The organism is Hyphomonas sp. (assembly GCF_037969335.1).
Classification (GTDB): Bacteria; Pseudomonadota; Alphaproteobacteria; order Caulobacterales; family Hyphomonadaceae; genus Hyphomonas.
This window is the reverse complement of the sequence record NZ_JBBKXE010000021.1, coordinates 1-24674: the sequence shown is the minus strand read 5'-3', so window position 1 is coordinate 24674 and position 24674 is coordinate 1. Positions and strand designations below refer to the sequence as shown.

The window sequence follows — 24674 nt, the reverse complement described above, 5'->3', positions numbered from 1 at the left end:
CATGTGGCACCGCATCCGCTCTCTCATCATCAAGGAAATGCTTGCCATCTGGCGCGACCCAAAGGGACGCGCCGTGATCGTGGTGCCGCCCCTTCTTCAGCTCGTGATCTTTGCCTTCGCGATGACAATGGAAGTCCGCAATGTCGATATCGCCGTCCTCAATCTCGACACAGGGAGCCAGGGCCGGGAGGTTGAAGCGGGCATCCGGGGTGCGTCCGCCTTCGATGAGGTGATCCAGCTTCAATCGGTCAGCCAGATCCAGGAGGCTATCGACAGCCAACGTGTCATTGCTGTGGTTCATATTGCGCCGGACTTCACGCGCCGGATCGAAGCGGGCCAGTCGGCCGATGTTCAGATCATCCTTGACGGACGCAAGTCGAACGCATCGCAGATCGTCAATTCGTATCTTGCCGCCATCATTTCACGTGTCTCGGCAGCGGCATATTCAGGCGGCACGACGCCGGACACCATACGTATCCGTCACTGGTACAATCCCAATCTTGAATATGCCTGGTTCACCCTGCCGGGACTGGTCGCGACGATCACACTCCTGACCACGATCATCGTTACGGCCCTGTCGGTCGCCCGCGAACGTGAGCTCGGGACGTTCGACCAGTTGCTGGTCTCGCCGCTGAGGCCACTGGAGATCGTTGTCGGCAAGTCGGCTCCGGGCCTGATTTTCGGCTACCTGCATGGAACCTTCTTCATCCTTGTCGCCATATTCGGATTCAAAATCCCCTTTGCCGGATCCTTGCTCGCACTCTATGGCTCGATGTTCTTCTACTTGCTGGCCGTTATCGGAATTGGCCTCTTCATCTCGGCGATTTCTGCCACCCAGCAACAAGCTATTCTTGGCGCCTTCGTGTTCGCCTCGCCCGCCGTGTTGCTGTCAGGCTTCATGTCGCCGATCGAGAACATGCCCGGCTGGATGCAGGTTGCGACGCAGATCAACCCGCTCCGGCATTTTCTCGTGGTGGCGCAAGGCGTGTTCCTGAAAGACCTGCCGCTCGCCGATGTCGCGCGTAACACGCTCCCGCTCGTCCTGATTGCCATGGCTACCCTTCCGGCTGCGGCCTGGCTGCTGAGAAAGAAGACTTCATAAATGACCAAGCGAGACGATTCCCGGAGTATCGAAACACGCGAGCGGCTGGTTGCAGCCGGCATCGAACTCTTTGGCCTTATCGGGTTCGACGGAACATCGACCCGCGCTATCGCCAGCAAGGCGGGCGCCTCCCTCGGCGCGATCCCTTATCATTTCAAGACCAAGGAAAAGCTCTATCTCGCCTCTGCGACATCGATAGCAGAGCAGGTATCCCAAAGGCTCGGTCCGGTACTCAGCGCATTTGAATCTGAAATCTTCAGTGACACGCTCAGCCGGAAAAAGGCGATCTCGCTGCTCGAAGAGATTATGACGCCGTTCGTGACCATGCTGGCAAGCGATGAAAGTGAAAAGTGGGCCCGGTTCATGCTGCGCGAACAGGCCGCTCCGTCCCAGGCGTTTGAAATTTTGTACGCCAGCGCTATCGGCCGCTTCTTTCGCGCTGTGGTCCACCTGACAGCGATCGCCAGCGGCGACGTTCCGGCCTCTCAAACAGCCCGAATCCGGGGCATGACGCTCATCGGCCAGGCGCTGGCCTTCCGCGCCGCGCGGGCATTGTCTTTGAGAACGCTCGAGCTCGATACGCTTGGCACGAAGGAAATCGCGCTGATTACGGCATCCATCCGGGAGAATATACGCCTGCTCCAATACGCATAGCGTCGTTGACCTGTCCTGGGCCCTGTGATCACACCGACCGCCATCCGGGCGACGCAATCGCAGGGCCGCTCCATCCCTGGATCCGTCTGATTGGACCCCTCTCATGAACTGGAGCGTCCTACACTGTCGCACCGCTAAGAATTGGGCACCGCCGTTCAATTAGCCGCTGCTGATCGACACCATCACACACGTCGCCATAGAGAAACCCCGAGCGGTTTGTAGAAAGACGTTGAAGACAAAACGCTTCGAACACGAAATCGGGAGCCGCCTGAAAAAGCTCGGCTGACAATGAGGGCCAGTCCACCCAGTCACCGCCTAGCCGCCCTGCGAAGGCAGCGCGACTATTGCCCGGTGGCGAGAACAACATTGGACGCCGCAACGGTCAGCGCAGACTGGTCTGAGTCGAGCGTCGCCGGCCGGAGCGCGGATGGATAGGCAGTCCCAAGCAAGCGCAACGCTGCGTCGATGGCCGCCGCGGCGTCAGGGTTTTCTGACCGAATGGCGGCTTCGCTTCGTTCGAAGGCGGCCGTGGCTGCCTTGTAGAATCCATAACCGTCCAGATAGGGCTCATAGCGGTCGGACGTTGCGGCAATCCGATACATGTCCGCGGCGCGTTCAATCTGATCGGCGCAAACACCTGCGGCAATAAAAGCGGTGCTTGATTGGTCGTCGGGAGCCTTGGTCGAAGCCTCTCTCAATGCCGCAACGATCTTGTCGGTGCGCGCGGCGATCTCCTCGCCACTTTCACCTGACAAGGCGGCGACAGACGCGTCCAGGAGGAGATCGGAAAAATCGTCTACACCCTGCGCCACCAGCACGGGCTGAAGATCAAACAGAACTTCCGACACCCGATGGGCAAACATCTCACCGGCAGCTTCGTGTTCACCCTCGATATAGGCGTCTCGCGCCGCGATGACATGCGCTTCCGCAATTGCAAGCGCCGAATTGTAGACCACAGCATCGGTTGCAGCCGCCGTCACTGAAACGCCACCTTCGCCTTCTCCGCCCTCCCCACCACCAGCGAACGCCGCGCTGCCCTCTTCGAGTGGAGGCAGAACCGCAGTGGTCATTTCCGGAGAAGATTGCGGCAAATCTCCCTGGTGCGGACTGGTCGGGCCATCTGCACGGCCACATGCCCCGATGACCCCGACTGCCATCACGGTTCCAAGACCAAGACGTGTCCAGCGTTTGATAGTGATGCCCATGAGATTGAAACCTTTAAACCGCGTTTGCATTGCTCTAGACCTACTGCCGTAATTGCAACTTATTCGCAAGTGGAGAGGCAATGCTGCTCACAATCTCAGACGTGCTTGACGCAAAAATGCTGAGCGAAGCGCGCTCACTGATCGACACCTTGCAGTGGCAGGACGGCGCAGAAACGGCCGGATCGGTCGCCAGACGCGTCAAACGCAATCTCCAGGCTGACCTTTCCTCGCGCACGGGCGTCAAGCTCCGCAAGCAAATACTCGATACGATTTCCGGGCATCCTGTTATTCGCGCGGCGGGTCAGCCGCGCAAGTTCTCAAAACCAATATTGAGCAAGACCGCGGAAGGCGGCGCATATGGATTGCATGTCGACAATGCATATATTGGCACCGGTGAAGCCCGTGTCAGAACAGACCTGTCCTATACACTTTTTCTATCCGACCCTAAGTCCTATGACGGCGGAGAACTCGTGATAGAACGAACCGGTGTGACACTTTGCGAGAAACCAGAAGCGGGATCGCTCGTCCTCTATCCTTCGTCCTCTATCCTTCGTCATCTCTCCACCGCGTCGCTGAAGTGACACGGGGAACGCGCTTCGCTCTTATTGGCTGGATTGAAAGCACCATCCCTGATGCTGGCGCCCGCGAAATGGTGTTTGATCTGGAAAATTTGCGGGCGAGTCTTTCCGGTCAACTGGTGCCGCAATCTGCAGAGCTATTGGTACTCGACAAGACAATCGGAAATATGATTCGCAAGTTCAGCACCTAGTGCGCTGGGCCATTGCCCAATCAGGGCAGCGGGTTCGGACACACACCGTATAATCCCCTATTGCAGACCGTTGCGCCACACGCGGTAGTGGCGGACGTGGCATGGCTGACGGAGATTGAAATGGATGGTGCAGGTTTAACCCCAGACCCAAACGACCGAGACAGCGCCGCTCGACGTGTTGACCAAACCTTCCGATCCGAGGTCGAGGCGTTTCTTGATGAATCGCTGACCGAAGCCCTATCCGCCGCGGGCCGCGAGACGACCGGACTGAAGTCCGCACGCGACGCATGCGAAGCTTGGCGAGACAGTCTTCTTGCGCGTGGATGGCTTGCGCCCTCCTGGCCGGTCGAGCATGGCGGAGCAGGCTGGAGTACCGCGCAACGACTCTATTTCGAGAATGCCTGCGCCGAGCGTGATGCGCCTGTCCTGCAGTCTTCTGGTGTCCGCACGATTGGTCCACTGATCATTGAAGATGGTTCGCCGGCACAGAAGAAACGCTATCTTCCAGCCATCCTTTGCGGTGAACATGAATGGTGCCAGGGGTTTTCCGAACCTCAAGCAGGTTCGGACCTTTCCGCGCTATCCCTTCGGGCCGAACAGGATGGTGATGATTTTATCCTCACCGGCAGCAAGCTGTGGACGAGCTTTGCACAATACGCCACACACATGTTTCTTCTGGCCCGCAGCGACCCAGGTTCGCGAGGCGGAGAAGGGCTCGTATTCCTCCTGGTGGAAATGAACCGACCGGGCATTGATGTGCGCCCGATCCGCTTCATTGATGGCCAGCACGAAACCAATGAAGTCTTCTTCGACAAGGTTCGCACGCCCGCTTCGGACCGGATTGGCACGATTGGCGGAGGCTGGAAGATGGCCAAACGCCTGATGTCGATCGCACGCTCCAACAATACAACCACCGGCGTTCTCCGTCGCGCGCTACGGGCGGCACAGCGCGAAGCGACGGACTCGGATTCCATTGTGCAGGCAAAGCTATCGGACTTGGGGAGGCGGATTGATGATTTCGAGGCATTCGAAACGCGGGTGGCTGCGGGACTTGTCTCCGTTGCACCGGCGCCAGCGACGTCTGCATTGAAACTTCTTGCAACCGAATTGCACCAGGATATAACCGAAATTGGCCTGGAAGCGGCGCCCCACAGCGCATTCGCTCAAGCAAAGTATCTCGCGACACGGGCAGCAACCATTTATTCCGGCACGAGCGAAGTGCACCGCAACATCCTTTCACGAGCAATTGGGTGCCCGTAGAAAATTACGACGTCTTGAATTGTGCTGCGCAGATCTTCCTGCTCATAGCAGCAAGTTATCACACCAAAATCTGGTTTTGACTTTGGTGCAAAAGAAGACAACACGCATCTTAAGCGCATGTCAGAGGGATGCGTATATCGCAGCGATCAAAGCCATGTTTCTCGGATCACCGACCAAATCAGTCCCCATGCGGTTCATTGTGTAGGCGACTCCAATGCCGGATTTCGGATCGGCGAACCCGAATGAACCGCCCCATCCGGAATGTCCAAAACTCTGCGATTGGGGGCCATACAGTTCATTTGTGTTCAACAGGAATCCGCAGGCCCATCGCGCGTCGATACCAAGGACGGCATCGACACCCTGAATTTGCATATTTGTCGCCTTGGCTTGGGTTTCCTGGCTGATCAGCCTCTGTCCATTTATCTCGCCGGCGGTCGCCAGCGCCGCATAAAGTTTGGCCAGTGCTCGCGCAGTCATGTGTCCATTGGCCGAAGGAATTTCAGCGGAACGCCACGCAGGTGTGTTTGCAACTAGCGCATTCATCGGAGGATTCACCAGGGCAGCGATCTGAGCCTCGGTGAACTCCACAGCGGTTGATTCAGAGCTGAATTCGGGTGGCGCGATCAGGGGCGCGCAGCGGCCTTCTTCATCCCCGGGCAGTCCGACGAACATATCCAGGCCCATCCGCCCCTGCAATTCATCCGCGACGAATTCGCGGATGTATCGCCCTTCCGCGCGCTTGAAGAGGGCCGACGCCAGCGCACCAATGCTGATCGCGTGGTATCCTGACTGGGTTCCAGGCGTCCAGATAGGTTCGGCGGCAGCAAAGGTCGCCGCGGCAGCTTCCACATCATAATAGTCGTCGATGACTGCGGGTTGGCGAAAGCCGCAAAGCCCGCCTTGGTGCGACAGGAGCATCGCGATCGTGATGTCCTGCTTGCCTGCAGCACCAAACTCCGGCCAATAATCTGCCACTCTGTCTTCGTAGCGCAGCACGCCGCGATCAACGGCCATCGCATAGCACACTGCCGTAACGCCCTTTGTCGTGGACCAGACATTGACCAGGCTGTCTTTCTGCCACGGCTTCGTACGTTCCGTGTCAAGATGTCCGCCCCAGAGATCGACCAGGCAATTCGCGCCATCAAAGATGCTGACCGATGCGCCTATCTCACCATGGCTCTTGAAATTGCTTTCGAACGCCGCTTTCACGGCATCGAATTTCGGGTCGCAAAAACCTTCTATATTCGTCATGGGGCGCTCCTCAAAAACTTTTCGTGAGCGAAACGCCGTAAGTCTGCGGTGCACCATAAACGCGGAATCCATAGCCAAACGCCAGTTGGTTCACACCCTGGGTAACGTATTGTTCGTCGCCAAGGTTCTTGCCCCACACCGACAGATCCCAGTTATCCTCTTCAAACAAGGACACGCGGGCATTGGCGACCCAGTATCCATCAGAATGAAGCAACGGATCGTTCAGTGCATCCCGGAAGGTTTCCGACTGATAGCGACCATCCAGTGAAACGCGTATGGCGAGGCGTTCGCTTATATCGGTTGTGTACGCTGCTCCAAGATTGAGTGTGAGTTCGGGCGCATCGGGCATATCGTTGCCTTTTGGTACTGTTCCCGCCGTTGCATCGAACGCGCCCAGCTCGCTCGATAGCAGTCCTGCCCCCGCGTTCAGCAACAGCCCATCCAGCGCTGCCGGTTGATATGTGACGCTGAGATCGGCGCCGTAGAGTTCAGCCTCGCTCACATTACCAAGTCTCTGGACGGCCAGGGCACCTACAGTGTCACGGATAAAGGTCTGAACGTCGCTATAGTCATAATAAAAGGCACTGGCGTCATAGGATACGCCCTCTGCCGCCAGGCTTCCCTTTATCCCGACCTCATAGGAAACAAGCGTTTCAGGCTCGTAGGGAATCAGCTGGGCCGTACTCGTGGCCACGCCAGCAAAAAATCCGCCCGACTTGGTGCCTTGTGAGGCACTCGCATAGAGGAGCATATCCTCGCGCGGCTTCCAGTTCGCTCCAATCTTCCATGACCAGCTTGTGTCATTGATTTCATCATCGACAGATGCCAGCACGATGGCCGGTGAACCAAACGGCGCCATCGACAAAAAGCTCCCGCCGATCTCGGAAACGTTATCTTGCGTAGAGTTGACGGTCTCCCTGGTTTCATCAGAGTACCGAAGACCGGTGATCAGGCTGAGCGTATCGCTCAGCCACCATTCCGCGTTTCCGAATATGGCCTTGGACGTCGATTCTTGGTCGGCGATGGAAAGTGTCGTCGTGTTGAAAAGGTCCTGCAGTTCACCTGAATAGATGGTTTTGACATCATCCTGGGAATAGAAAACGCCGACCTGCCAGTCGAGCAGATCATTGTTTCCCGACAGGCGCACTTCCTGGGACACCTGGGTGACGTCGTCATTATTGTTGAAATCCGTCAGGCGCAGGGGCCCCGCATCCGTATCGGACGCAAACTCACGGCTGAAATTGATATAACCCGTCACCGATGTGAGCGTGGCCGATCCAAGATCTGCCTCAACGCGAGCCGTCGCACCCACTTGATCGTAATTGTATTCGGGATCGACAGACCATGCGCCCCGGAACGGATCGCCATCGGTATCGGTATATCCGAAGAAGTTGGAACATCCCGTCGCGCCAGGGCAATCTGTCTCTGTCGGGGTTGGCAGGGCGCCGAAGAACTCTGGCGATCCAAGTTCAGAGCGCCCTTGCTGGCCCTCCAGTTTCAAGAGGACATCGACTTTATCGGTGGGCGTCCAGAACGCTTGGGCGCGTCCCGCCAATACCTCGCGGCGGCCGACGTCACGACCGCGCGTCTCGTCGAAATAAAAGCCCTCGTCCTGAACCACTCCCTTGCCTGAGAGACGTACCGCCAGCCTGTCGGATACGGGGATATTGGCCATCAGTTCCAGGTCCCGGCTTTCATAATTTCCAAGACCGAGTTGTGCGCGGCCCGATGCGGCATCAAGGTTCGGCTTGGCCGAGATTATGTTGAGAGCGCCCGCTGTCGAATTACGACCATACAAGGTTCCCTGCGGCCCCTTCAGAACTTCCATGCGCTCGAGGTCGAACAGGTCCGAGCTAAGCAATGCAAGTGAACTCAGCGACACTTCGTCGACATAGACGCCTGTTGCCGGGTTGTTGGTGGCATTGAAATCATTGAGCCCAACGCCGCGAATGGTAATGACTGGCATCAGGCCAGGAATATTCTCTTTGACCGTCGCGTTTGGCGTGAACACGACGAGGTCAGAAGGCGTTTCAATGCGGCGCGCGGCTATTTCCTGCTCGCCAACGACCGAAATTGCGATGCCCACATCAAGTGTGCTCTGCTCGCGTTTCTGGGCTGTTACAGTGACGGTATTCAATACACGGTCGGATGTTTCCATCGCCTCCTGCGCACCAGCCTGGCCACCGTACAGCCCGGCAAGTGCGGCGCTTGTCATCAGTGCTGTGAGTAACCGATTTGTCTTGATCATTGTCTTCTCCCGAATCTCAATTCTGCTGTTTCGACGATTGAGTATGTTTTCGGTACAGCATGGTAAATTATGCAACGCAAGCATTTTTCGACAAATGGGTATGCCAACATATCAAAGCGCACTGTTTTCTTGAGTCTCTGATATCAGACTGCTATCCAGAGCTCATGACGCAAGCTCCCCGCAAACAGTTTGACGGCAATGCCACAGGACGGTCATCCCGGCGGTCCTCCAAACGCGACGCCATACTAGACGTCGGCGCGCGCCTGATGAATGACGAAGGCGCTGGTGGCGTTAGGTTGAGTGATATTGCCGATCAGCTTGGACTGTCTCGAAACGCGCTATACTACTACGTGAAAGACCGAGCGGACCTGGTCCGGCAATGCTATATCAGATCCTGCGAAACGATTGAATCGGATCTGAAGGCGGTGGTGGCCGCCCAGCCTGAGCCCAGGGAGCAGATTGCGCTCTTCATTGCGCAAACGCTGCAGTCAGACCGCCCCCAGCGCGCCGTTCTCGCCGATATCGATATCTTGGAGCAGCCCTATTGTGAGCAACTACAATCGCGGTGCGACACACACGTCGTCGACCTCAGCAACATACTCAAGGCCGGGCAAGCCAAAGGCGTATTCAAGGGTTTCGATCCTGAGATAGCATCATACGCGTTGCTTGGAATGATGAGTTGGTCATTGCTTTGGACGAACTGGCTCACCGACAATGAAGATACTGCGCGGACAAAACGTCAAGAATTGATCGTCACGATACAAAATCTCTTCTTCCATGGACTTCGTTCCAGGGATGGCGAGGATTTCGTTTGCAAATTCGACTATGCCAGCCTCACCCATCAAAATTACAATGTATTCGACAGGTCAGATGCCAATCTGCTTCGTCAGTCGCAACTGATTGCAGCGGCTTCTTTGTTGTTTAACCGGCGGGGCCTGGATGGCGCCTCCATCGAGGCCATTGCCGAGGCTGTTGGCGCCAGCAAGGGCGCGATCTATCATCATTTCCAGGACAAGGCCGACCTTGTCGAGCGTTGCTATGAGCGAGCCTTCAAGCAATATGAAATGATTATCGACAGGACCGAGGCGTCCGGCGCCGGTCCTTTGGACATCCTGCTTTCGGTACTTCATCTCAATTGCCAGGCACAGGCTAATTCCGCCCCGCCTCTTGCTCTTCAACCCGGCCTAACGCGGCTGCCAAAGCACTATCTGGATCGCTCCAACACCATTACCAGCAAGATGCGTGCGGCGCTCGAATCAGCGGTGAAGACCGGCAGCATCGAAAATGACGACCCGGAGATTGTCAGTGTGTCAGCCGGCGCATTCTTTTGGATCCAGAAGTGGCGGCAGAACCATCCCAAGCCGTCGCCAATGGAAATCGCCGACCAAATGACGACGCTCATCAAATCGGGTATCTGCGCGGTCGATACAGATATGCGCATGCCGTCGCGCTAGCCCGCATGGCATGATCGCGTTAGCCGCGCGACTGGCTGGCAATCGCAGGCTGCCGGACAGAGACCATCAAGTACCTGAAAGACAAAAAATGGTGGGCGGTAACGGGCTCGAACCGCTGACCCTCTCGGTGTAAACGAGATGCTCTACCAACTGAGCTAACCGCCCTATCCAATCGCGGGCTTTTGCGGATTATTGAACCAAAAAGCAAGAGAGCGCGTGTGAAAAAGACGAGTTGCACCCCAACCTTTAACGTCAGGCCGCAGCGTCCGCGATGGCGCGCGCAACCGGTGTCTTGCCCGCCGCCATTTCGAACACCTTGCCGCCAAGCCCTGCCTGCGTCACGGACGCAGCGAGGACCGCAGCAACATCATCCCGCGTCACCTCGCCGTCCCGGTCCACCTGTTCGGCAATTGACACGAGACCGTTTCCCGAATCGTCGCTCAGGCTGATCGGCCGGACGATGACATGGGCCACGTCCGCTGATTTCAGGTGCTCGTCGGCTTTGTGCTTGGCTTCCAGATAATGGCGAAGGCCCACGGGTCCATTCGACGGGTCGTCTGCGCCCACGGAACTCAGCATCACGAACCGACCGACCTTGGCATCAACCGCCGCATCGATCAGCGTGATCGCGCCGTCGCGGTCCACCTTGTCCGTCACGTCATCACCCGTGTGCCCGCCCGAGCCAGCCGCAAAGATCACGGCATCGACATCACTCGCGACACCGGCGGGCAGGTCCGCCAGGTCGGCCATGCGCGTTTCGCACCCGGCTGGGAGCACGCTTGTATCGGAGCTTTCCCGCACCATCGCGACGGGTGCATGACCAGCCTCGGCGAGAGCCTTCACGAGGCGTGCGCCTGTGTTCCCGGTGGCGCCTGCGACCAAAATTCTCATAGCGTGTCTCCTGTCAGTTTTAATATCTGACAGACCAATGATCCCCTGCCGACTCTGTTCCACCGGGTCGGCAGTCCAAAAAAACGGCCGCGTCATCGACGCGGCCGTTTCCTGTTCATGTGTCAGGGACTAGTGCGTGCGCACAGCGTCCGAAGCCGAGGCTGGCTGGCCTGAGAGGCTCGCCTGGAGGGCGGCTTCGTCGGCTTCAGACCAGACAATCGGGCTCAACGGGGCGCTGAGCGCAAGCTCGAGCACTTCATTGATGTCCGACACCGGGATGATCCGGAGGCCGGTCTTCACATTGTCCGGAATGTCTTCGAGATCCTTCTCGTTCTCTTCCGGGATCAACACCGTCTTGATGCCGCCGCGCAGGGCCGCGAGGAGTTTCTCCTTCAGGCCGCCGATTGGCAGGACATGTCCGCGCAGCGAGATTTCACCCGTCATCGCGACTTCGCGGTTGACCGGGATACCGGTCAGCAGCGACACGATGGCCGTAGTCATGGCCGCACCGGCACTCGGCCCATCCTTGGGCGTCGCGCCATCGGGCACGTGCACGTGGATGTCATTGGTGCTGAACACAGTCGGCTTGATGCCGAGCATGACAGACCGGGACCGGACAAGCGAACTCGCCGCCTGGATCGATTCCTTCATCACATCGCGCAGGTTGCCCGTGACCTTCATGTTCCCACGACCCGGCATCTTGACCGCCTCGATGGTGAGGAGGTCGCCGCCCGATTCCGTCCATGCGAGACCAGTGACGGCACCGATCTGGTCGGTTTTGTCAGCAAGACCGTAACGGAATTTCCGCACGCCAGCATAGTCCGGCAAGGACTCCGCGGTGATGGTGACCGTGGTCAGCGTCTCGTCTGTGGCCAGCTTGCGTACGACTTTGCGGGCAAGCCGCGCAATCTCACGCTTCAGCGACCGGACACCAGCCTCACGGGTATAGTACCGCGCAAGGTCGCGAACGGCTTCGTCGGTGACGATCCACTCGTCGGCTTTCAGGCCATGATCCTCACGCACCTGAGGGATCAGGTGACGCTTGGTGATTTCGACCTTCTCGTCCTCGGTATAGCCGGCGATCCGGATGATCTCCATACGGTCCAGCAAGGGCTGGGGCATGTTGAGCGAGTTCGCCGTGGTGACGAACATCACATCCGAAAGGTCATAATCGACTTCAAGATAGTGGTCGTTGAACGTAGCGTTCTGTTCCGGGTCGAGCACTTCGAGCAGGGCCGAGGCAGGATCGCCACGATGGTCCATACCCATCTTGTCGATCTCATCCAGCAGGAAGAGCGGGTTACCGGTCTTCGCCTTTTTCAGCGACTGAACGATCCGGCCCGGCATCGAGCCGATATAGGTGCGCCGGTGCCCGCGAATTTCGGACTCGTCACGCACACCGCCGAGAGACACGCGCACGAAGTCGCGTCCCGTGGCTTCGGCGATTGACTTGCCGAGCGAGGTCTTGCCGACGCCCGGAGGGCCGACGAGGCAGAGGATCGGGCCTTTCAGCTTGCCGGTGCGCTTCTGCACGGCAAGGTATTCGAGGATCCGTTCCTTGACCTTCTCGAGACCGTAATGGTCGTCATCAAGCTGCTTCTCGGCTTTCGCAAGATCGGTCTGGATATCCTTGCGCTTGCCCCATGGCAGGGACAGGAGCCAGTCGAGATAATTGCGCACGACGGTGGATTCCGCAGACATCGGAGACATCTGGCGCAGTTTCTTGACCTCGGCTTCGGCCTTGGTGCGGGCTTCCTCGGAGAAAGGCGTATCGGCGATTTTCTGTTCCAGTTCGGCCACTTCGTCGCGTTCGCCGCCGTCGCCGCCCTGTTCGCCCAGCTCGCGCTGGATCGCCTTCATCTGTTCGTTGAGGTAATATTCGCGCTGGGTCTTCTCCATCTGCCGCTTGACGCGGTTTTTGATCTTCCGCTCCATTTGCAGCATGCCCATCTCGCCTTCCATCAGGGCGAACACCTTTTCGAGGCGGTCCTTGATGTCGGAAAGTTCGAGCAATTCCTGCTTGTCGGAAATCTTGACCGACAATTGCGAGGCAACGGCATCGGCCAGTTTGCCCGGCTCGGTCAGCTGGCCGATCGTGGTGACGGATTCCGGCGGAATCTTGCGGTTCAGTTTTACATAATTCTCGAACTGCTCCTGAACGGCGCGCATCAAGGCCTGCACGTCGCCGCCATCGGAATCAGCCTCGGGAATGGTTTCGACTTCGGCTTCGAAATAGTCGCCGCGATCATGCAGTTTTTGCAGGCGCGCACGTGTCTGGCCTTCGACGAGAACCTTCACGGTGCCGTCGGGCAGCTTCAGAAGCTGGAGAATGGTGGCGACCGTGCCGATCTCGTGCACGTCATCGGCGCCAGGATCGTCGATCGCAGCGTCGCGCTGGGCCACCAGCATGATTTCATTATCGCCCTCATCAATCATTTCGAGCGCACGCACAGACTTGTCGCGGCCCACGAAGAGAGGGGCGACCATGTCCGGAAAAACAACGATGTCCCGTAGCGGCAACACCGGAAGGTTCTTCAGTACTGGCATTTGAATGCCTCCTTGGAATTTGGGCCCCGCATGGCAGCGACCCTTTGTACTCTGCCCGACACTCATGAAGAAAGTCGAACGATTGACTAAGATGTGGATTGTAAGGGGCCCTGCTTCAACCCGAAGAATGCGCAAGATTCTGGGGAATTGGAAATCCGCCTGAAATCAAGGCATCGCGGCCCGCCACGCCTTGGCACTCACTGTTTCCCGTTTCTGATGGGCCACGAAGGCCTTGAGAACGCCGAGTTTGGGGCTGGGCGCCTTTCCCGCCGCCAACAAGCGAAGCTGTTCATAATACCACCCCTGTGCGCCGAAACCGTTAAGGGCCTTGACCAGTTTGATCGGCGAATTCGGCCCGAACAGGCCAGGACCGATGCGCAATTGCGCTTCCCAGCGGTCGGCAGTCTCGATTTCGCCCGCCAGAAGCTTCGCCGGCGTCGCCGTATCGACGCAGAGCGGGCGCCCGATTCCGATCAGGTCCGCTTCACCCGATGCGAGCGCGGCATTCATGCCACTCAGCGTTCGGAAGCCGCCTGTGACCATCAGGGGCATGCTGGCCCGGTCCTGGACCGATTTTGCATAGGAGAGGAAGTAAGCCTCCCGTTCGCGGGTCGATGTGCGCTTGGTTTCTTCGAACGAAGGCTCCAGGCCTTCCATGTCCATCATCTTGGGCTGCTCGTAATTACCACCGGAAATCTCTACGAAATCAACGCCCAGCCCGTTCAGGATGTCGATCACCATGAGGCAATCCGCGTGGCTGAAGCCGCCCGTCTGGAAATCGGCGGAATTGAGCTTCACCGAGACCGAAAACCCTACCCCGCCCTGCACTTTGGCCTCGCGAACACAGTCGACCAGCAAGCGCGCGCGGTTTTCCAGCGGGCCGCCCCAGTCATCCTCGCGCCGTTTCGCAAGGGGCGAGAGGAAGGAACTGAGCAGGTAGCCGTGGGCAGCATGGACCTGAACGCCGTCAAATCCGGTGCGTTTGGCGACCTTGGCGGCGCGACCGAAGCCTTCGACAACGGCGCGAATTTCGTCCGGCGTCATGGCGCGCGGTTCACCGAACTGGCCGCCGGGCAGGCCAAGCGCGACGGGACTTGGGGCCGCCGGGCGCGGATTCACAAGTTTCGGCGTCTGGCGACCGGCATGACTGACCTGCATGATCAGGGCAGCGCCCCCGGATTTGGCGGCCTCGGCCCAGCGCGACAAGCCGTCCATCTCGTCTTCGCCGGTCTTCGCATCAATCACGACATTGCCGACGCGTTCGAGATGATGGCGGTCGATCTGGACATTTCCGGTGATCAGGCCGCCTGCCCCGCCTTCCGCCCAGCGGCGATAAAGGGTCAGATGTTCCTCAGTTACCCGGTTGCGCGGATCGGCGAGTCCCTCTGTCATGGCGGCTTTCACCAATCGGTTCGGAAAGGTCAGGCCGCTCTGCAGGGTTAACGGGGTATTAATCGTGACGGGCATTATGTTCTCCCAATATCGACACTGAGTCGCTTGCCCACTAAGGGAGACCACATATGGGCGCTGCCAATCAAGCAAAGCTGTTCGACACCATGATACCAGACTCTTCAGGCTATTCGGCCAAGGATATCGAAGTTCTTGAAGGACTGGAGCCCGTTCGCAAGCGGCCGGGCATGTATATCGGTGGCACAGATGAGCGCGCCTACCATCACCTGTTCGCCGAAGTGCTGGACAATTCGATGGATGAGGCCGTCGCCGGCCATGCCACCCGTATCGAGATCAAGCTGGACGCCGACAACTTCCTGACCGTGTCAGACAATGGCCGCGGCATCCCGGTCGACCCGCACCCGAAATTCCCCAAGAAATCAGCGCTTGAAGTGATCATGACCACGCTCCACGCGGGCGGCAAGTTCTCCGACAAGGCCTATGAAACGGCCGGCGGCCTTCACGGCGTCGGCATCTCCGTCGTCAATGCATTGTCGGAACTGGTCGAGGTCGAGGTGGCCCGCGACAAGGTGCTTTACCGCCAGTGCTTTTCCCGCGGATTGCCGACGGGAAAGCTGGAAAAGGTCGGCGCGGCGCCCAATCGGCGCGGCACGAGCGTCAAGTTCCGCCCGGACACCCAGATATTCGGCGAGAAGCTGCGCTTCCGCCCGGCCCGCCTGTTCCAGATGGCCCGCTCGAAAGCCTATCTCTATCGCGGCGTCGAAGTGCGCTGGAATTGCGATCCGGCCCTGCTGCCGGAAGATTCGAAGATTCCCGCCGAAGCGGTCCTCTCCTACCCGAACGGCCTGGCCGACCAGCTCGACGAAGTCTTCCACGACAAGGCGACAATTACCGAAACCGCGTTCACGGGCCTCGTGGACATGGGCAAGGAAGGCAAGGTCGAATGGGCGATTGCCTGGACCCGCGCGGGCTTTGGCGAGGCCGACGGCTTTGCCCGCTCGTATTGCAATACGATCCCGACGCCCGAAGGCGGCACGCATGAGGCCGGTTTCCGGTCGGCCATCACCAAGGGCCTGCGCAACTTTGCCGAACTGACCGGCCAGAAAAAGGGCAGCGACATCACGGCGGAAGACATTATGGGCCATTCGGGCCTGCTCCTGTCCGTGTTCATCCGCAATCCCGAATTCGTCGGACAGACCAAGGACAAGCTGTCGACCACGGCAGCCTTCCGCCTGGTGGAAAATGCCGTGCGCGACCGCTTCGACCATTGGCTGGCCGGCAGCCCCAAGGAATCCGACAAGCTGCTGACCTGGGCGATCGACCGGGCCGAAGAACGCGCCAACCGCCGCAAGCAGAAAGAGATCAGCCGCAAGTCCGTCACCAAGCGCCTGCGCCTGCCGGGCAAGCTGGCCGACTGCGCCTCGAAAGGCCCGGAAGGCACCGAACTCTTCCTCGTCGAAGGCGACTCGGCGGGCGGCAGCGCCAAACAGGCACGCGACCGGAAAACCCAGGCCATCCTGCCCCTTCGCGGCAAGATCCTGAACGTCGAAAGCGCCTCGGCCGACAAGCTGGCGGGCAACCAGGAGCTCAACGATCTCGCCCTCGCGCTCGGCACCCAGCTCGGCCGCAAGTTCGACCTCGACGAGCTGCGCTATGAACGCATCATCATCATGACTGATGCCGACGTTGACGGCGCGCATATCGCGGCGCTGCTGATCACTTTCTTCTTCCGGATGACCCCGGGCCTGATCGAGAGCGGCCGCCTGTTCATGGCCCAGCCGCCGCTGTTCCGTCTTTCGAACAAGGGCACAATTGCCTATGCGATGGACGAGACCCAGCGCGCCGAGATCATGGCCAAGCACTTCAAGCCGAACCAGAAGGTCGACATGGTGCGCTTCAAGGGTCTCGGCGAGATGAACCCGTCGCAGCTGAAAGAAACAACGATGAACCCGGCCACCCGCACGCTGGCCCGCATCACGCTGCCGGATTCGCTCGACGCGCTGACGGAAGTGAAGCCATCAGACCTGATCAACATCCTGATGGGCAAGAAGGCTGAAACACGATTCAAGTTCATTCAGGAAAACGCCGCCTTCGTCGACGAACTGGATATCTGATTGTCCGCATCTCCGGTGCAGGCCGGAGACTCATGCCGCATCCATCGATCTGCCGTTGCCTAAGGTTCCGGCGCGCGCTCTTGCGGGGACGGCAAGGTGGGTGCCCTGCGCTGAGCCTGCGACTATTTGCTCGACCGATCACAGGCTGCAGCCCTTCAACCTGTCGGAGTTCTTCTTAAGTACAGGGGAGCAACTAGATGCTCAATCAATTGAAGAAGGACAAGCACTATGGGACTTCGCATCAACGATACGATTCCAAACATCACTGTCGAGACCGATCTGGGCGCGTTCGCACTGCATGATTTCATTGGCGACCACTGGGCCATCCTGTTTTCGCATCCCAAGGACTTCACCCCGGTCTGCACCACTGAGTTCGGCGCTGTCGCACAGCTAGCCGACGAATGGGCCAAGCGCGACACCAAAGTGATCGGCATTTCCGTCGACGGTGTTGAAGAGCACAAGAAATGGAAGGGCGACATCGAGAAGGTCGCCGGTGCTAAAGCCAGCTTCCCGATCATCGCCGACAGCGATCTCAAAGTTGCCAAGGCTTTGGACATGCTGCCCGCCGAGGCCTACCTGCCCAATAATGCCACCGCCGCTGACAGCCAGACCGTGCGCGTCGTCTTCATCGTCGGGCCGGACAAGAAGCTCAAACTGTCGATGACCTATCCGATGAATGTCGGTCGCAACTTCGCCGAAGTGCTGCGCGCGCTCGACGGATTGCAGACGGCAGCGAAATACACGGTTGCGACTCCGGCCAACTGGAAAGTCGGCGAAGACGTGATCATTCCGCCGAGCCTCAATGATGCCGACGCGACGGCCAAGTTCGGCAAGTTCGATGCTGTCCTGCCCTATTTGCGCAAGGCCAAGCTCCCGGGCTGAGGCCAACCGGACAAATCTGAAAAAGCCGGCGGGGTTCCGCCGGCTTTTTCATGCATGCAATGAGCCCACCCTTCTCCGCTGGTAGAAGGACGGCGCGTAAAATACATGACATCTCCAACCTCCCCCTTTAAATGCTCAGAATGAGCAAAGTCCTGGATATTCTCGCGGCGCAGCTGAACCCTGTGGTTGGTGACATCAATGGCAACCTGGCGCTGGCGCGCGAGGCCTATGCCGAGGCGCGGGAACGTGACGCCGACCTGCTGGTGCTGAGCGAACTCTTCATTCTCGGCTATCCGGCGGAAGATCTGGTGTTGAAGCCTTCGGCGGTGACATTGTCGATGGCGGCTGTGGAGACGCTGGCAGGCGAGACCGCAGGCGGCCCGGCCATATTGATCGGCGCGCCGTGGCGGGACGGCGACAAGGTCCACAATTCCTCGGTACTGCTGAAAGACGGCCATGTGGCCGGACGTTGTGACAAGCGCGAACTGCCCAATTATGGCGTGTTCGACGAGAAGCGCATCTTTGATGCGGGCACCGGAGCGCCCTTCGTGTTCTCGCTAAAGGGCGTGAAAGTGGGCGTCGCGATCTGTGAGGATATCTGGTTCGACCGGGTGCCGCTGGCGTTGAAAAGCGCGGGCGCGCAGGTGCTGGTCGTGCCGAATGGCTCGCCCTGGCGCCGGACGGTGCATGCCGAGCGCCATTCGACCTTTTCGGCCTGGCGCAAGTCCGGCCTGCCCTATCTGTTCGTCAACCAGGTCGGCGGGCAGGACGAGCTGGTGTTTGACGGCTCGAGCTATGCCGTGGACGATGATGGCACCGAACACCAGTTGCTGGGCGATTTCGAAACGGGCACGGCCATGGTCGCGTTCGATGGCGCGACCGGCAGCTTCCAGAGTGGGCCAAAGGAGACGCTGACAGAGGGCTGGGAAGCGGAATACCGTGCGGCAGTTCTGGCGCTGGGCGATTATGTCAACAAGAACCGGTTCCCGGGCGTCGTTCTGGGCATGAGCGGCGGCATCGACAGCGCGCTGACGGCGGCGATGGCGGTGGACGCGCTGGGCGCCGAGCGCGTCTGGTGCGTGATGATGCCGTCGAAATATACGAGTTCGGATAGCCTGGAAGATGCCAAGGCCTGCGCCGAACTTCTCGGCTGCAAGTATGACATCATCAACATCCGGCCTGGCGTGGATGCCTTGGACGAGATGCTGGCCGAGCAGTTCAAGGACACGCAACCGAATACGACGGAAGAGAACATCCAGTCGCGCCTGAGGGCGGTGACGTTGATGGCCCTGTCGAACAAATTTGGCCACATGGTGGTGACGACGGGCAACAAGAGCGAAATGGCGGTCGGCTATGCGACGCTGTATGGCGACATGTGCGGCGGCTACAATGCACTGAAGGATTTCTACAAGACCGAAGTGTTCGAACTTGCGAAATGGCGCAATACGCAGATCCCGCGCGGCGCGCTGGGTCCGGGTGGCGAGGTCATCCCGGAACGGATCATCACCAAGCCGCCGTCGGCGGAACTGCGCGAAGACCAGCGCGACGATGACAGCCTGCCGCCCTACGAAGTGCTGGACGATATCCTGCGCGGCCTCGTGGACCTTGAGGAAGATATCGACGACATTCTGAAGCGCGGGCATAACGCGGCGACCGTGCGGCGCATCGAGCATCTCTTGTACATTGCCGAATACAAGCGCCGCCAAGCGCCGCCGGGTGTTAAGGTGGGCGGCAAGAATTTCGGCCGCGACCGGCGTTATCCGATCACCAACCGCTTCCGCGACGACTGAGTCCTATTCGAACGGCTGGTTCGCGGCCTCGGCGGCGGCGGCGGCATTCACTTCGGCGTCAAACCGGATCGAGTCGACCTGGTCGGCGGTGATGTCGGACGCGTCGCCATAGCCGGTGATCGGCGAGGGTGCGATTCCAGGCACCGCGACGACTTCGTCATAGAGGAGCCATGGCTGGGAGCCGTCGGCACAGGTGACGCGCACCCATTCGTCTTCCTCGCCCTTGGAATCCCGGATGTCGGTAGTGTCCATCAGTTCGGCTTCATTGATGTCATATTCGGTGCCGCCGAATGACAGGATAGCAAAGCCTTCACCGAGATAGCGCAGGTAGTTGAGCTGGTCGCCCTGTTTCAGGTCGAGCAGCTGCATGCTGCCAGCATCGCTGACATATTCGATAGCCGCATCCTGCGTGAGTGTGACCGGGAAGGTTTTCGTGGCGACGAAGAATTCAAGCTTGTCAGCCGAGACGCGCGGATAGTTCCAGAGCTGGTAATTGGCGAGGCGGGGCAGCGTGCAGGCCGTCTCCCTGGGCGCAGCCGGGTTGGGGCGCGCGCGGCCCTGCAGGGTGACCCCCTCGTCGAGCACGACAAAGCCGGCCGGATATTCGCCGGGCCAGCCGGGCGAGATGTACCAGCCCTCGCCATAGCCGGACAGTTTGGCATAGTCGGGCGCAACATAATCGCTCGCCCGGGCCTGCTGGGCAGTATCAGCCGCATCAAGCTCGGAGCCGTCCGTGGCGACAATATCGCTTTCCTGTGGCACATCGGGCGATTGACCACAGGCGGCCAGCGCGATGGCGGCGGCGAAGATCCAACCAGATTTCATGTCCCACTCCTTCGGGCGACTCGCTTAAGTCTCGATGATTAGCACAAACAATAGCAAGATTGTGACGGCTATGCCTTGGCTTTTTAAGCAATTTGATGTCGAAAGCGGCTTCTGATGACTGGAAAACCACGCCTATGACCCACCCGATTGTCCGATTCGCCCCCTCACCCACAGGCCGCCTGCACGTCGGCAACGTGCGCACGGCCCTGATCAACTGGCTGTTTGCGCAGTCCCAGGACGGGAAATTCATCCTGCGCATCGACGATACGGACGTTGAGCGCTCGACAAAGGCCTATGAAGACGGCCTACGCGAGGACCTGACCTGGCTCGGCCTTGTCTGGGCCGACACGTTCAGCCAGTCGGACCGGTTTGGCGAATATGACAAGGCCGCCGCGCGCCTGAAGGACATGGGCCTGCTGTATGCCTGCTACGAGAGCGCCGACGAGTTGGAGCGCAAGCGCAAGATCGCCCTCTCGCGCGGGCGCCCGCCGGTCTACGACCGCGCCTCGCTGGACCTCAGCGACGACGAGAAAGCCAAGCTGGAAGCCGATGGCGTGAAGCCACATTGGCGTTTCAAACTGTCCGGCAACCGGGTAGAGTGGGACGACCTGGTGCGCGGACCGCAGAGCATCGACACGTCGAGCCTGTCAGATCCCGTGCTGATCCGAGAGGATGGCAGCTATCTCTACACGCTGCCCTCGGTGGTCGACGATATCGATGCGAAGATCACGCATGTCGTGCGCGGTGAAGACCATGTCACCAATTCCGGTGCGCAGATCGAGATTTTCCATGTCCTTGGCGGCACCGCACCGCAAATGGCGCACACGCCGCTGCTGATCGGCGCCGATGGACAGGGCCTGTCAAAGCGGCTCGGTTCACTGTCGATGAGTGAACTGCGCGAACAAGGCTATGAGCCGATGTCGATCACCAGCCTGCTGGCCAAGATCGGCACGTCGGACAATGTCGAAGCCCGAACCAGCCTCGACGAGCTGGCCAAGGAATTCGACTTCGGCAAGATCGGCCGGGCTCCGGCGCGGTTTGACGAAGCCGACCTCCTGTCGCTTAACGCCGCGATCCTGCACGGCCTGCCCTTTGATGAGGTGAAGGACCGGCTGGCGGCGATTGATCCCAAGGCCGCTGATGAAGCGTTCTGGACTGTGGTGCGCCAGAACTGTTCGCTGCTGCCGGACGTCAAAGCCTGGGTCGACACGGTGTTCGGCGATGTGCCGCCGCTGGTCGATGCCGAGGACAAGGATTTCGTGCTGCAGGCGGCTGACCTTCTGCCCGCTGGTGACCTGACCGCCGAGACCTGGAGCGAGTGGACCAATGCGGTGAAAGCCGCGACGGGCCGCAAGGGCAAGGGTCTATTCATGACCCTGCGCAAGGCGCTGACCGGTCAGGAACACGGGCCCGACATGGCGAGCCTGATGCCGCTGATCGGACGGGAGCGGGCGCTGGCACGACTCAAGGCGGCCTAGGCCTCTTCCACCAACTGAACCAGCACGACACCCTCGGCCACCTGTTCGCCAACGGTGCCGCCGACGGCTTCGACGACGCCGTCGCGCGGCGCTGAGAGCGAATGTTCCATCTTCATCGCTTCCATCACGGCGAGCGTCTGGCCGTGTGTGACCGTGTCGCCGACCTTGACGTTCATGGCGATGACCTTGCCGGGCATCGGGGCCTTCACCGCATCACCGCCGAGCAGCGCTTCGACATCGGCGTCATAGTCCGGCACCTCGACCAATACGCTGTCGCCCGCCGTGGTGACGGCGTAGCGGCGAGGTGAGATATCCGTCACGAGCGGGAACGGGATGTCTTCAGGAAGGTCCCAGGCATCGGGGTCGATCCAGTCGGAATCCGCGCCCACGGCGACCGCGGCACGGTGCATGGGCGCTCCATTCGAGCGCCAGCCGTCCTTGATATCCCATGGCGCGGCCGCTTCCGGCGCGTCGAGCTGAATATCGCTGACAGCGAGGATGGAGGCCAGTTCGTGTTCGTCAGGTGCAACGGTCAGGGCGTCACCCTGTTCCGCGATCCAGTTCACATGATGGGTGGCATCGAGGAAGGCGTCTGACATGGCACAGCGGCGCAGGAAGCCCGCATTCGAGGGCACGCCAACAAGCTGGGTGTGGGCGAGCGTGTCGATCAGGCGGTCGACGGCCTCGTCGCGGTCGTCGCCGGACACGATCAGTTTCGCGATCATGGAATCATAGCTTGAGGGCACGCGGTCGCCGGTTTCAAAGCCGGTGTCCCAACGGACAAGTTCACCGTCCACCGGTTCCAGCAGGCCGAACTCGAGGATGAGGCCCGCGCCGGGGCGGAAGCCTTCGGACGGGTCCTCGGCGCAGATGCGGGCCTCGATGGCGTGGCCGCGAAGCGTGATCTCGTCCTGTGCAAGGGGCAGTTCGCCGCCGCCGGCGACATGGAGCTGCCATTCGACCAAGTCTGTCCCCGTGACCATTTCGGTGACCGGGTGTTCGACCTGCAGCCTTGTGTTCATTTCGAGGAACCAGAAGCTCTCAGTGCTCAACGGCTTGCTGCCATCGACGATGAATTCCACCGTGCCGGCGCCTTCGTATTTGACCGCAGTGGCCAGTTTCACGGCGGCGTCTGTCATGGCCTTGCGGACGTCATCCGGCATGCCGGGCGCAGGCGCCTCTTCCAGAACTTTCTGGCGACGGCGTTGCAGCGAGCAGTCGCGCTCGAACAGGTGGACCACATTGCCGTGGCTGTCGCCGAAGACCTGGACTTCGATATGGCGCGGCTGTTCGACCAGCTTTTCCAGCATGACGCGGCCATCGCCAAAGGCGGCTTCAGCCTCGCGCACGGCGCTTTCGAGTTCGTCCTTCAGGGCGGACGCTTTGGCGACGAGACGGATGCCCCTGCCCCCGCCACCGGCGATCGCCTTGATGAGGAGCGGGTAGCCGACATCTTTCGCCGCGGCTGTGAGGGTTTTCAGGTCCTGCGCCTCGCCGCGATAGCCGGGCAGCACGGGCACGCCCGCCTCTTCGGCGATGCGCTTGGCTTCGTCCTTGAGGCCCATGGAGCGGATGGCGGAGGGTGGCGGGCCGACCCAGACGAGGCCGGCATTGCGCACGTCTTCGGCGAATTCGGCATTCTCCGAGAGGAAGCCGTAGCCGGGATGGATGGCGTCAGCGCCTGCAGCTTTCGCGGCGGCGAGGATCTTGTCGGCGCGCAGGTAGCTGTCAGCAGCCGGGGCCGGGCCAATATGCACGGCCTCGTCGGCTTCCCGGACATGTTTGGCGTAGGCGTCAGCGTCGGAATAGACGGCAATCGTGCGGATTCCGAGGGCGCGGCAGGTGGCCATGATGCGACAGGCAATCTCGCCGCGATTGGCAATTAGGAGGCTTTTGATCATGCCGGCAGCAAGACCCGATTTTGCCTGAAAAGACAAGTTGCGAGCGGTTCAGGCCGTCAGGTCTGCCGGCCGCACGCGGTGGACCGTGGCGACCAGCACGAAGCTGATGATCATCAACAGGTACCAGGAACCGAGCTTGGCGAGCGATACCATTTCCCAACCATCCTCCTGCCCCGGATAGGCCCATGCTTGCGCGAACGTGCCGAGATTTTCGGCGAACCAGATGAACAGCGCGACCAGACCAAAGCCGACGACCAGCGGCATGCGCCTGTACGAAACGTCGGGCCGGAAGCGCACCCAGCAGCGGCCATAGATCAGGAACGTGGCGGCGAAGAGGGCGAGGCGGATGTCCGGCAGCCAGTGATGGGCGAAGAAATTCACATAGATGACCCCGGCCAGCAGGCCCTGCAGCCAGAGCGGCGGGAAATGCGTGAAGCGGAAGGCAAAGATGCGCCAGACCCGGGCGATATAGGAGCCGACGGCGGCATACATGAAGCCGGAAAAGAGCGGTACGGCGCCGATGCGCAGGAAGCTTTCCTCGGGATAGATCCAGCTGCCGGCCTGCGTCTTGAACAGTTCCATAATGGTGCCGACCACATGGAAGACGAGGATGATCCGCGCCTCTTCCCAGGTTTCCAGCCCGGACAGGAGCATGGTGGCCTGGATCGCAAGCGCCGCAAGCACAAGGAAATCGTAGCGCGAGACCGGGGCCCCGTCCGGGTAGAACAGGAAAGTCAGCAGCAGCAGGCCGAGCATGGCGCCACCGAACAGGCAGGCCCAGGCCTGCTTGATGCCAAAGGCGAGGAATTCGAACAGGCTTTGCGACACCGGCCCGTTCACCCAGCGGGCGTGGAGGGTGGCGCGGGCGGTGTGCAGGCGGTGCGGCAAGGGGG

Annotated in this window: 18 protein-coding genes and 1 tRNA gene; 9 read left to right on the top strand and 10 right to left on the bottom strand. The window is 59.9% G+C overall.

The annotated features are described in order from the left end of the window. The first annotated feature begins 1 nt into the window (after position 1). Positions 2-1102, top strand: a complete 1101-nt coding sequence (locus AADA04_RS01410) for an ABC transporter permease (RefSeq protein WP_340691442.1) — start codon at positions 2-4, stop codon at positions 1100-1102. After that, the gene (locus AADA04_RS01405; RefSeq protein WP_340691441.1) at positions 1103-1756 is read left to right on the top strand and encodes a CerR family C-terminal domain-containing protein; all 654 of its coding nucleotides are present in this window, start codon (positions 1103-1105) and stop codon (positions 1754-1756) included. A gap of 341 nt (positions 1757-2097) precedes the next feature. On the opposite strand, the gene AADA04_RS01400 is transcribed toward AADA04_RS01405, so the two are convergent. Next, entirely contained in the window at positions 2098-2961 is an 864-nt protein-coding gene (locus AADA04_RS01400; protein ID WP_340691440.1) for a hypothetical protein, read from the bottom strand. Positions 2962-3041: 80 nt separating this feature from the next. On the opposite strand from AADA04_RS01400, the gene AADA04_RS01395 reads away from it, so the two are divergent. Then, on the top strand, positions 3042-3542 hold the full coding sequence (locus AADA04_RS01395) for a Fe2+-dependent dioxygenase (RefSeq protein ID WP_340691439.1): 501 nt from the start codon (positions 3042-3044) through the stop codon (positions 3540-3542). 284 nt (positions 3543-3826) lie between these two features. Further along, positions 3827-4990, top strand: a complete 1164-nt coding sequence (locus AADA04_RS01390) for an acyl-CoA dehydrogenase family protein (RefSeq protein WP_340691438.1) — start codon at positions 3827-3829, stop codon at positions 4988-4990. 120 nt (positions 4991-5110) lie between these two features. Here the strand turns inward: AADA04_RS01390 and AADA04_RS01385 are convergent, their stop codons facing one another. Beyond that, a complete protein-coding gene (locus AADA04_RS01385) occupies positions 5111-6313 on the bottom strand; it encodes a serine hydrolase domain-containing protein (RefSeq protein WP_340691437.1) in 1203 nt (400 codons plus the stop codon). Further along, positions 6252-8573 (bottom strand): TonB-dependent receptor, encoded by a 2322-nt coding sequence (locus AADA04_RS01380; RefSeq protein ID WP_340691436.1) that lies wholly within the window; start codon positions 8571-8573, stop codon positions 6252-6254. The genes AADA04_RS01385 and AADA04_RS01380 overlap by 62 nt, the downstream gene beginning before the upstream one ends. Between AADA04_RS01380 and AADA04_RS01375 the strand changes: the two genes are divergently transcribed. Next, positions 8549-9943 carry a TetR/AcrR family transcriptional regulator gene (locus AADA04_RS01375; protein WP_340691435.1) on the top strand — a complete coding sequence of 465 codons (1395 nt, stop codon included), beginning with the start codon at positions 8549-8551 and terminating at the stop codon, positions 9941-9943. The two genes, AADA04_RS01380 and AADA04_RS01375, sit on opposite strands and share 25 nt — an antisense overlap. A gap of 89 nt (positions 9944-10032) precedes the next feature. Here AADA04_RS01375 and AADA04_RS01370 read toward each other — a convergent pair. From AADA04_RS01370 to AADA04_RS01355, 4 genes are all read right to left on the bottom strand, one after another. Beyond that, a tRNA-Val gene (locus AADA04_RS01370) sits at positions 10033-10108 on the bottom strand. Between the two features lie 87 nt (positions 10109-10195). Continuing rightward, the gene (locus tag AADA04_RS01365) at positions 10196-10834 is read right to left on the bottom strand and encodes an SDR family oxidoreductase (protein WP_340691434.1); all 639 of its coding nucleotides are present in this window, start codon (positions 10832-10834) and stop codon (positions 10196-10198) included. A 129-nt stretch (positions 10835-10963) separates the two neighbouring features. Next, complete coding sequence (gene lon, locus AADA04_RS01360; protein WP_340691433.1) at positions 10964-13381, bottom strand: endopeptidase La; 2418 nt, start codon at positions 13379-13381, stop codon at positions 10964-10966. A gap of 165 nt (positions 13382-13546) precedes the next feature. Then, a complete protein-coding gene (locus AADA04_RS01355) occupies positions 13547-14848 on the bottom strand; it encodes an NADH:flavin oxidoreductase/NADH oxidase family protein (RefSeq protein WP_340691432.1) in 1302 nt (433 codons plus the stop codon). 53 nt (positions 14849-14901) lie between these two features. Between AADA04_RS01355 and parE the strand changes: the two genes are divergently transcribed. From parE to AADA04_RS01340, 3 genes are all read left to right on the top strand, one after another. Beyond that, positions 14902-16905, top strand: a complete 2004-nt coding sequence (parE, locus tag AADA04_RS01350) for a DNA topoisomerase IV subunit B (protein ID WP_340691431.1) — start codon at positions 14902-14904, stop codon at positions 16903-16905. Positions 16906-17133: 228 nt separating this feature from the next. After that, the gene (locus tag AADA04_RS01345) at positions 17134-17787 is read left to right on the top strand and encodes a peroxiredoxin (protein ID WP_340691430.1); all 654 of its coding nucleotides are present in this window, start codon (positions 17134-17136) and stop codon (positions 17785-17787) included. A gap of 140 nt (positions 17788-17927) precedes the next feature. Continuing rightward, the gene (locus AADA04_RS01340) at positions 17928-19577 is read left to right on the top strand and encodes an NAD+ synthase (protein WP_340691429.1); all 1650 of its coding nucleotides are present in this window, start codon (positions 17928-17930) and stop codon (positions 19575-19577) included. A gap of 3 nt (positions 19578-19580) precedes the next feature. Here AADA04_RS01340 and AADA04_RS01335 read toward each other — a convergent pair whose 3' ends face one another. Beyond that, on the bottom strand, positions 19581-20402 hold the full coding sequence (locus AADA04_RS01335) for a hypothetical protein (RefSeq protein WP_340691428.1): 822 nt from the start codon (positions 20400-20402) through the stop codon (positions 19581-19583). A 134-nt stretch (positions 20403-20536) separates the two neighbouring features. Here AADA04_RS01335 and gltX point away from each other — a divergent pair, with 134 nt between their 5' ends. Next, the gene (gene gltX, locus AADA04_RS01330) at positions 20537-21880 is read left to right on the top strand and encodes a glutamate--tRNA ligase (RefSeq protein WP_340691427.1); all 1344 of its coding nucleotides are present in this window, start codon (positions 20537-20539) and stop codon (positions 21878-21880) included. Here the strand turns inward: gltX and AADA04_RS01325 are convergent. Continuing rightward, positions 21877-23781 carry a biotin carboxylase N-terminal domain-containing protein gene (locus tag AADA04_RS01325; RefSeq protein WP_340691426.1) on the bottom strand — a complete coding sequence of 635 codons (1905 nt, stop codon included), beginning with the start codon at positions 23779-23781 and terminating at the stop codon, positions 21877-21879. The two genes, gltX and AADA04_RS01325, sit on opposite strands and share 4 nt — an antisense overlap. Positions 23782-23829: 48 nt before the next feature. Then, positions 23830-24674 (bottom strand): DUF817 domain-containing protein (locus AADA04_RS01320; RefSeq protein WP_340691425.1); only part of this gene is annotated, 845 nt, incomplete at its 5' end.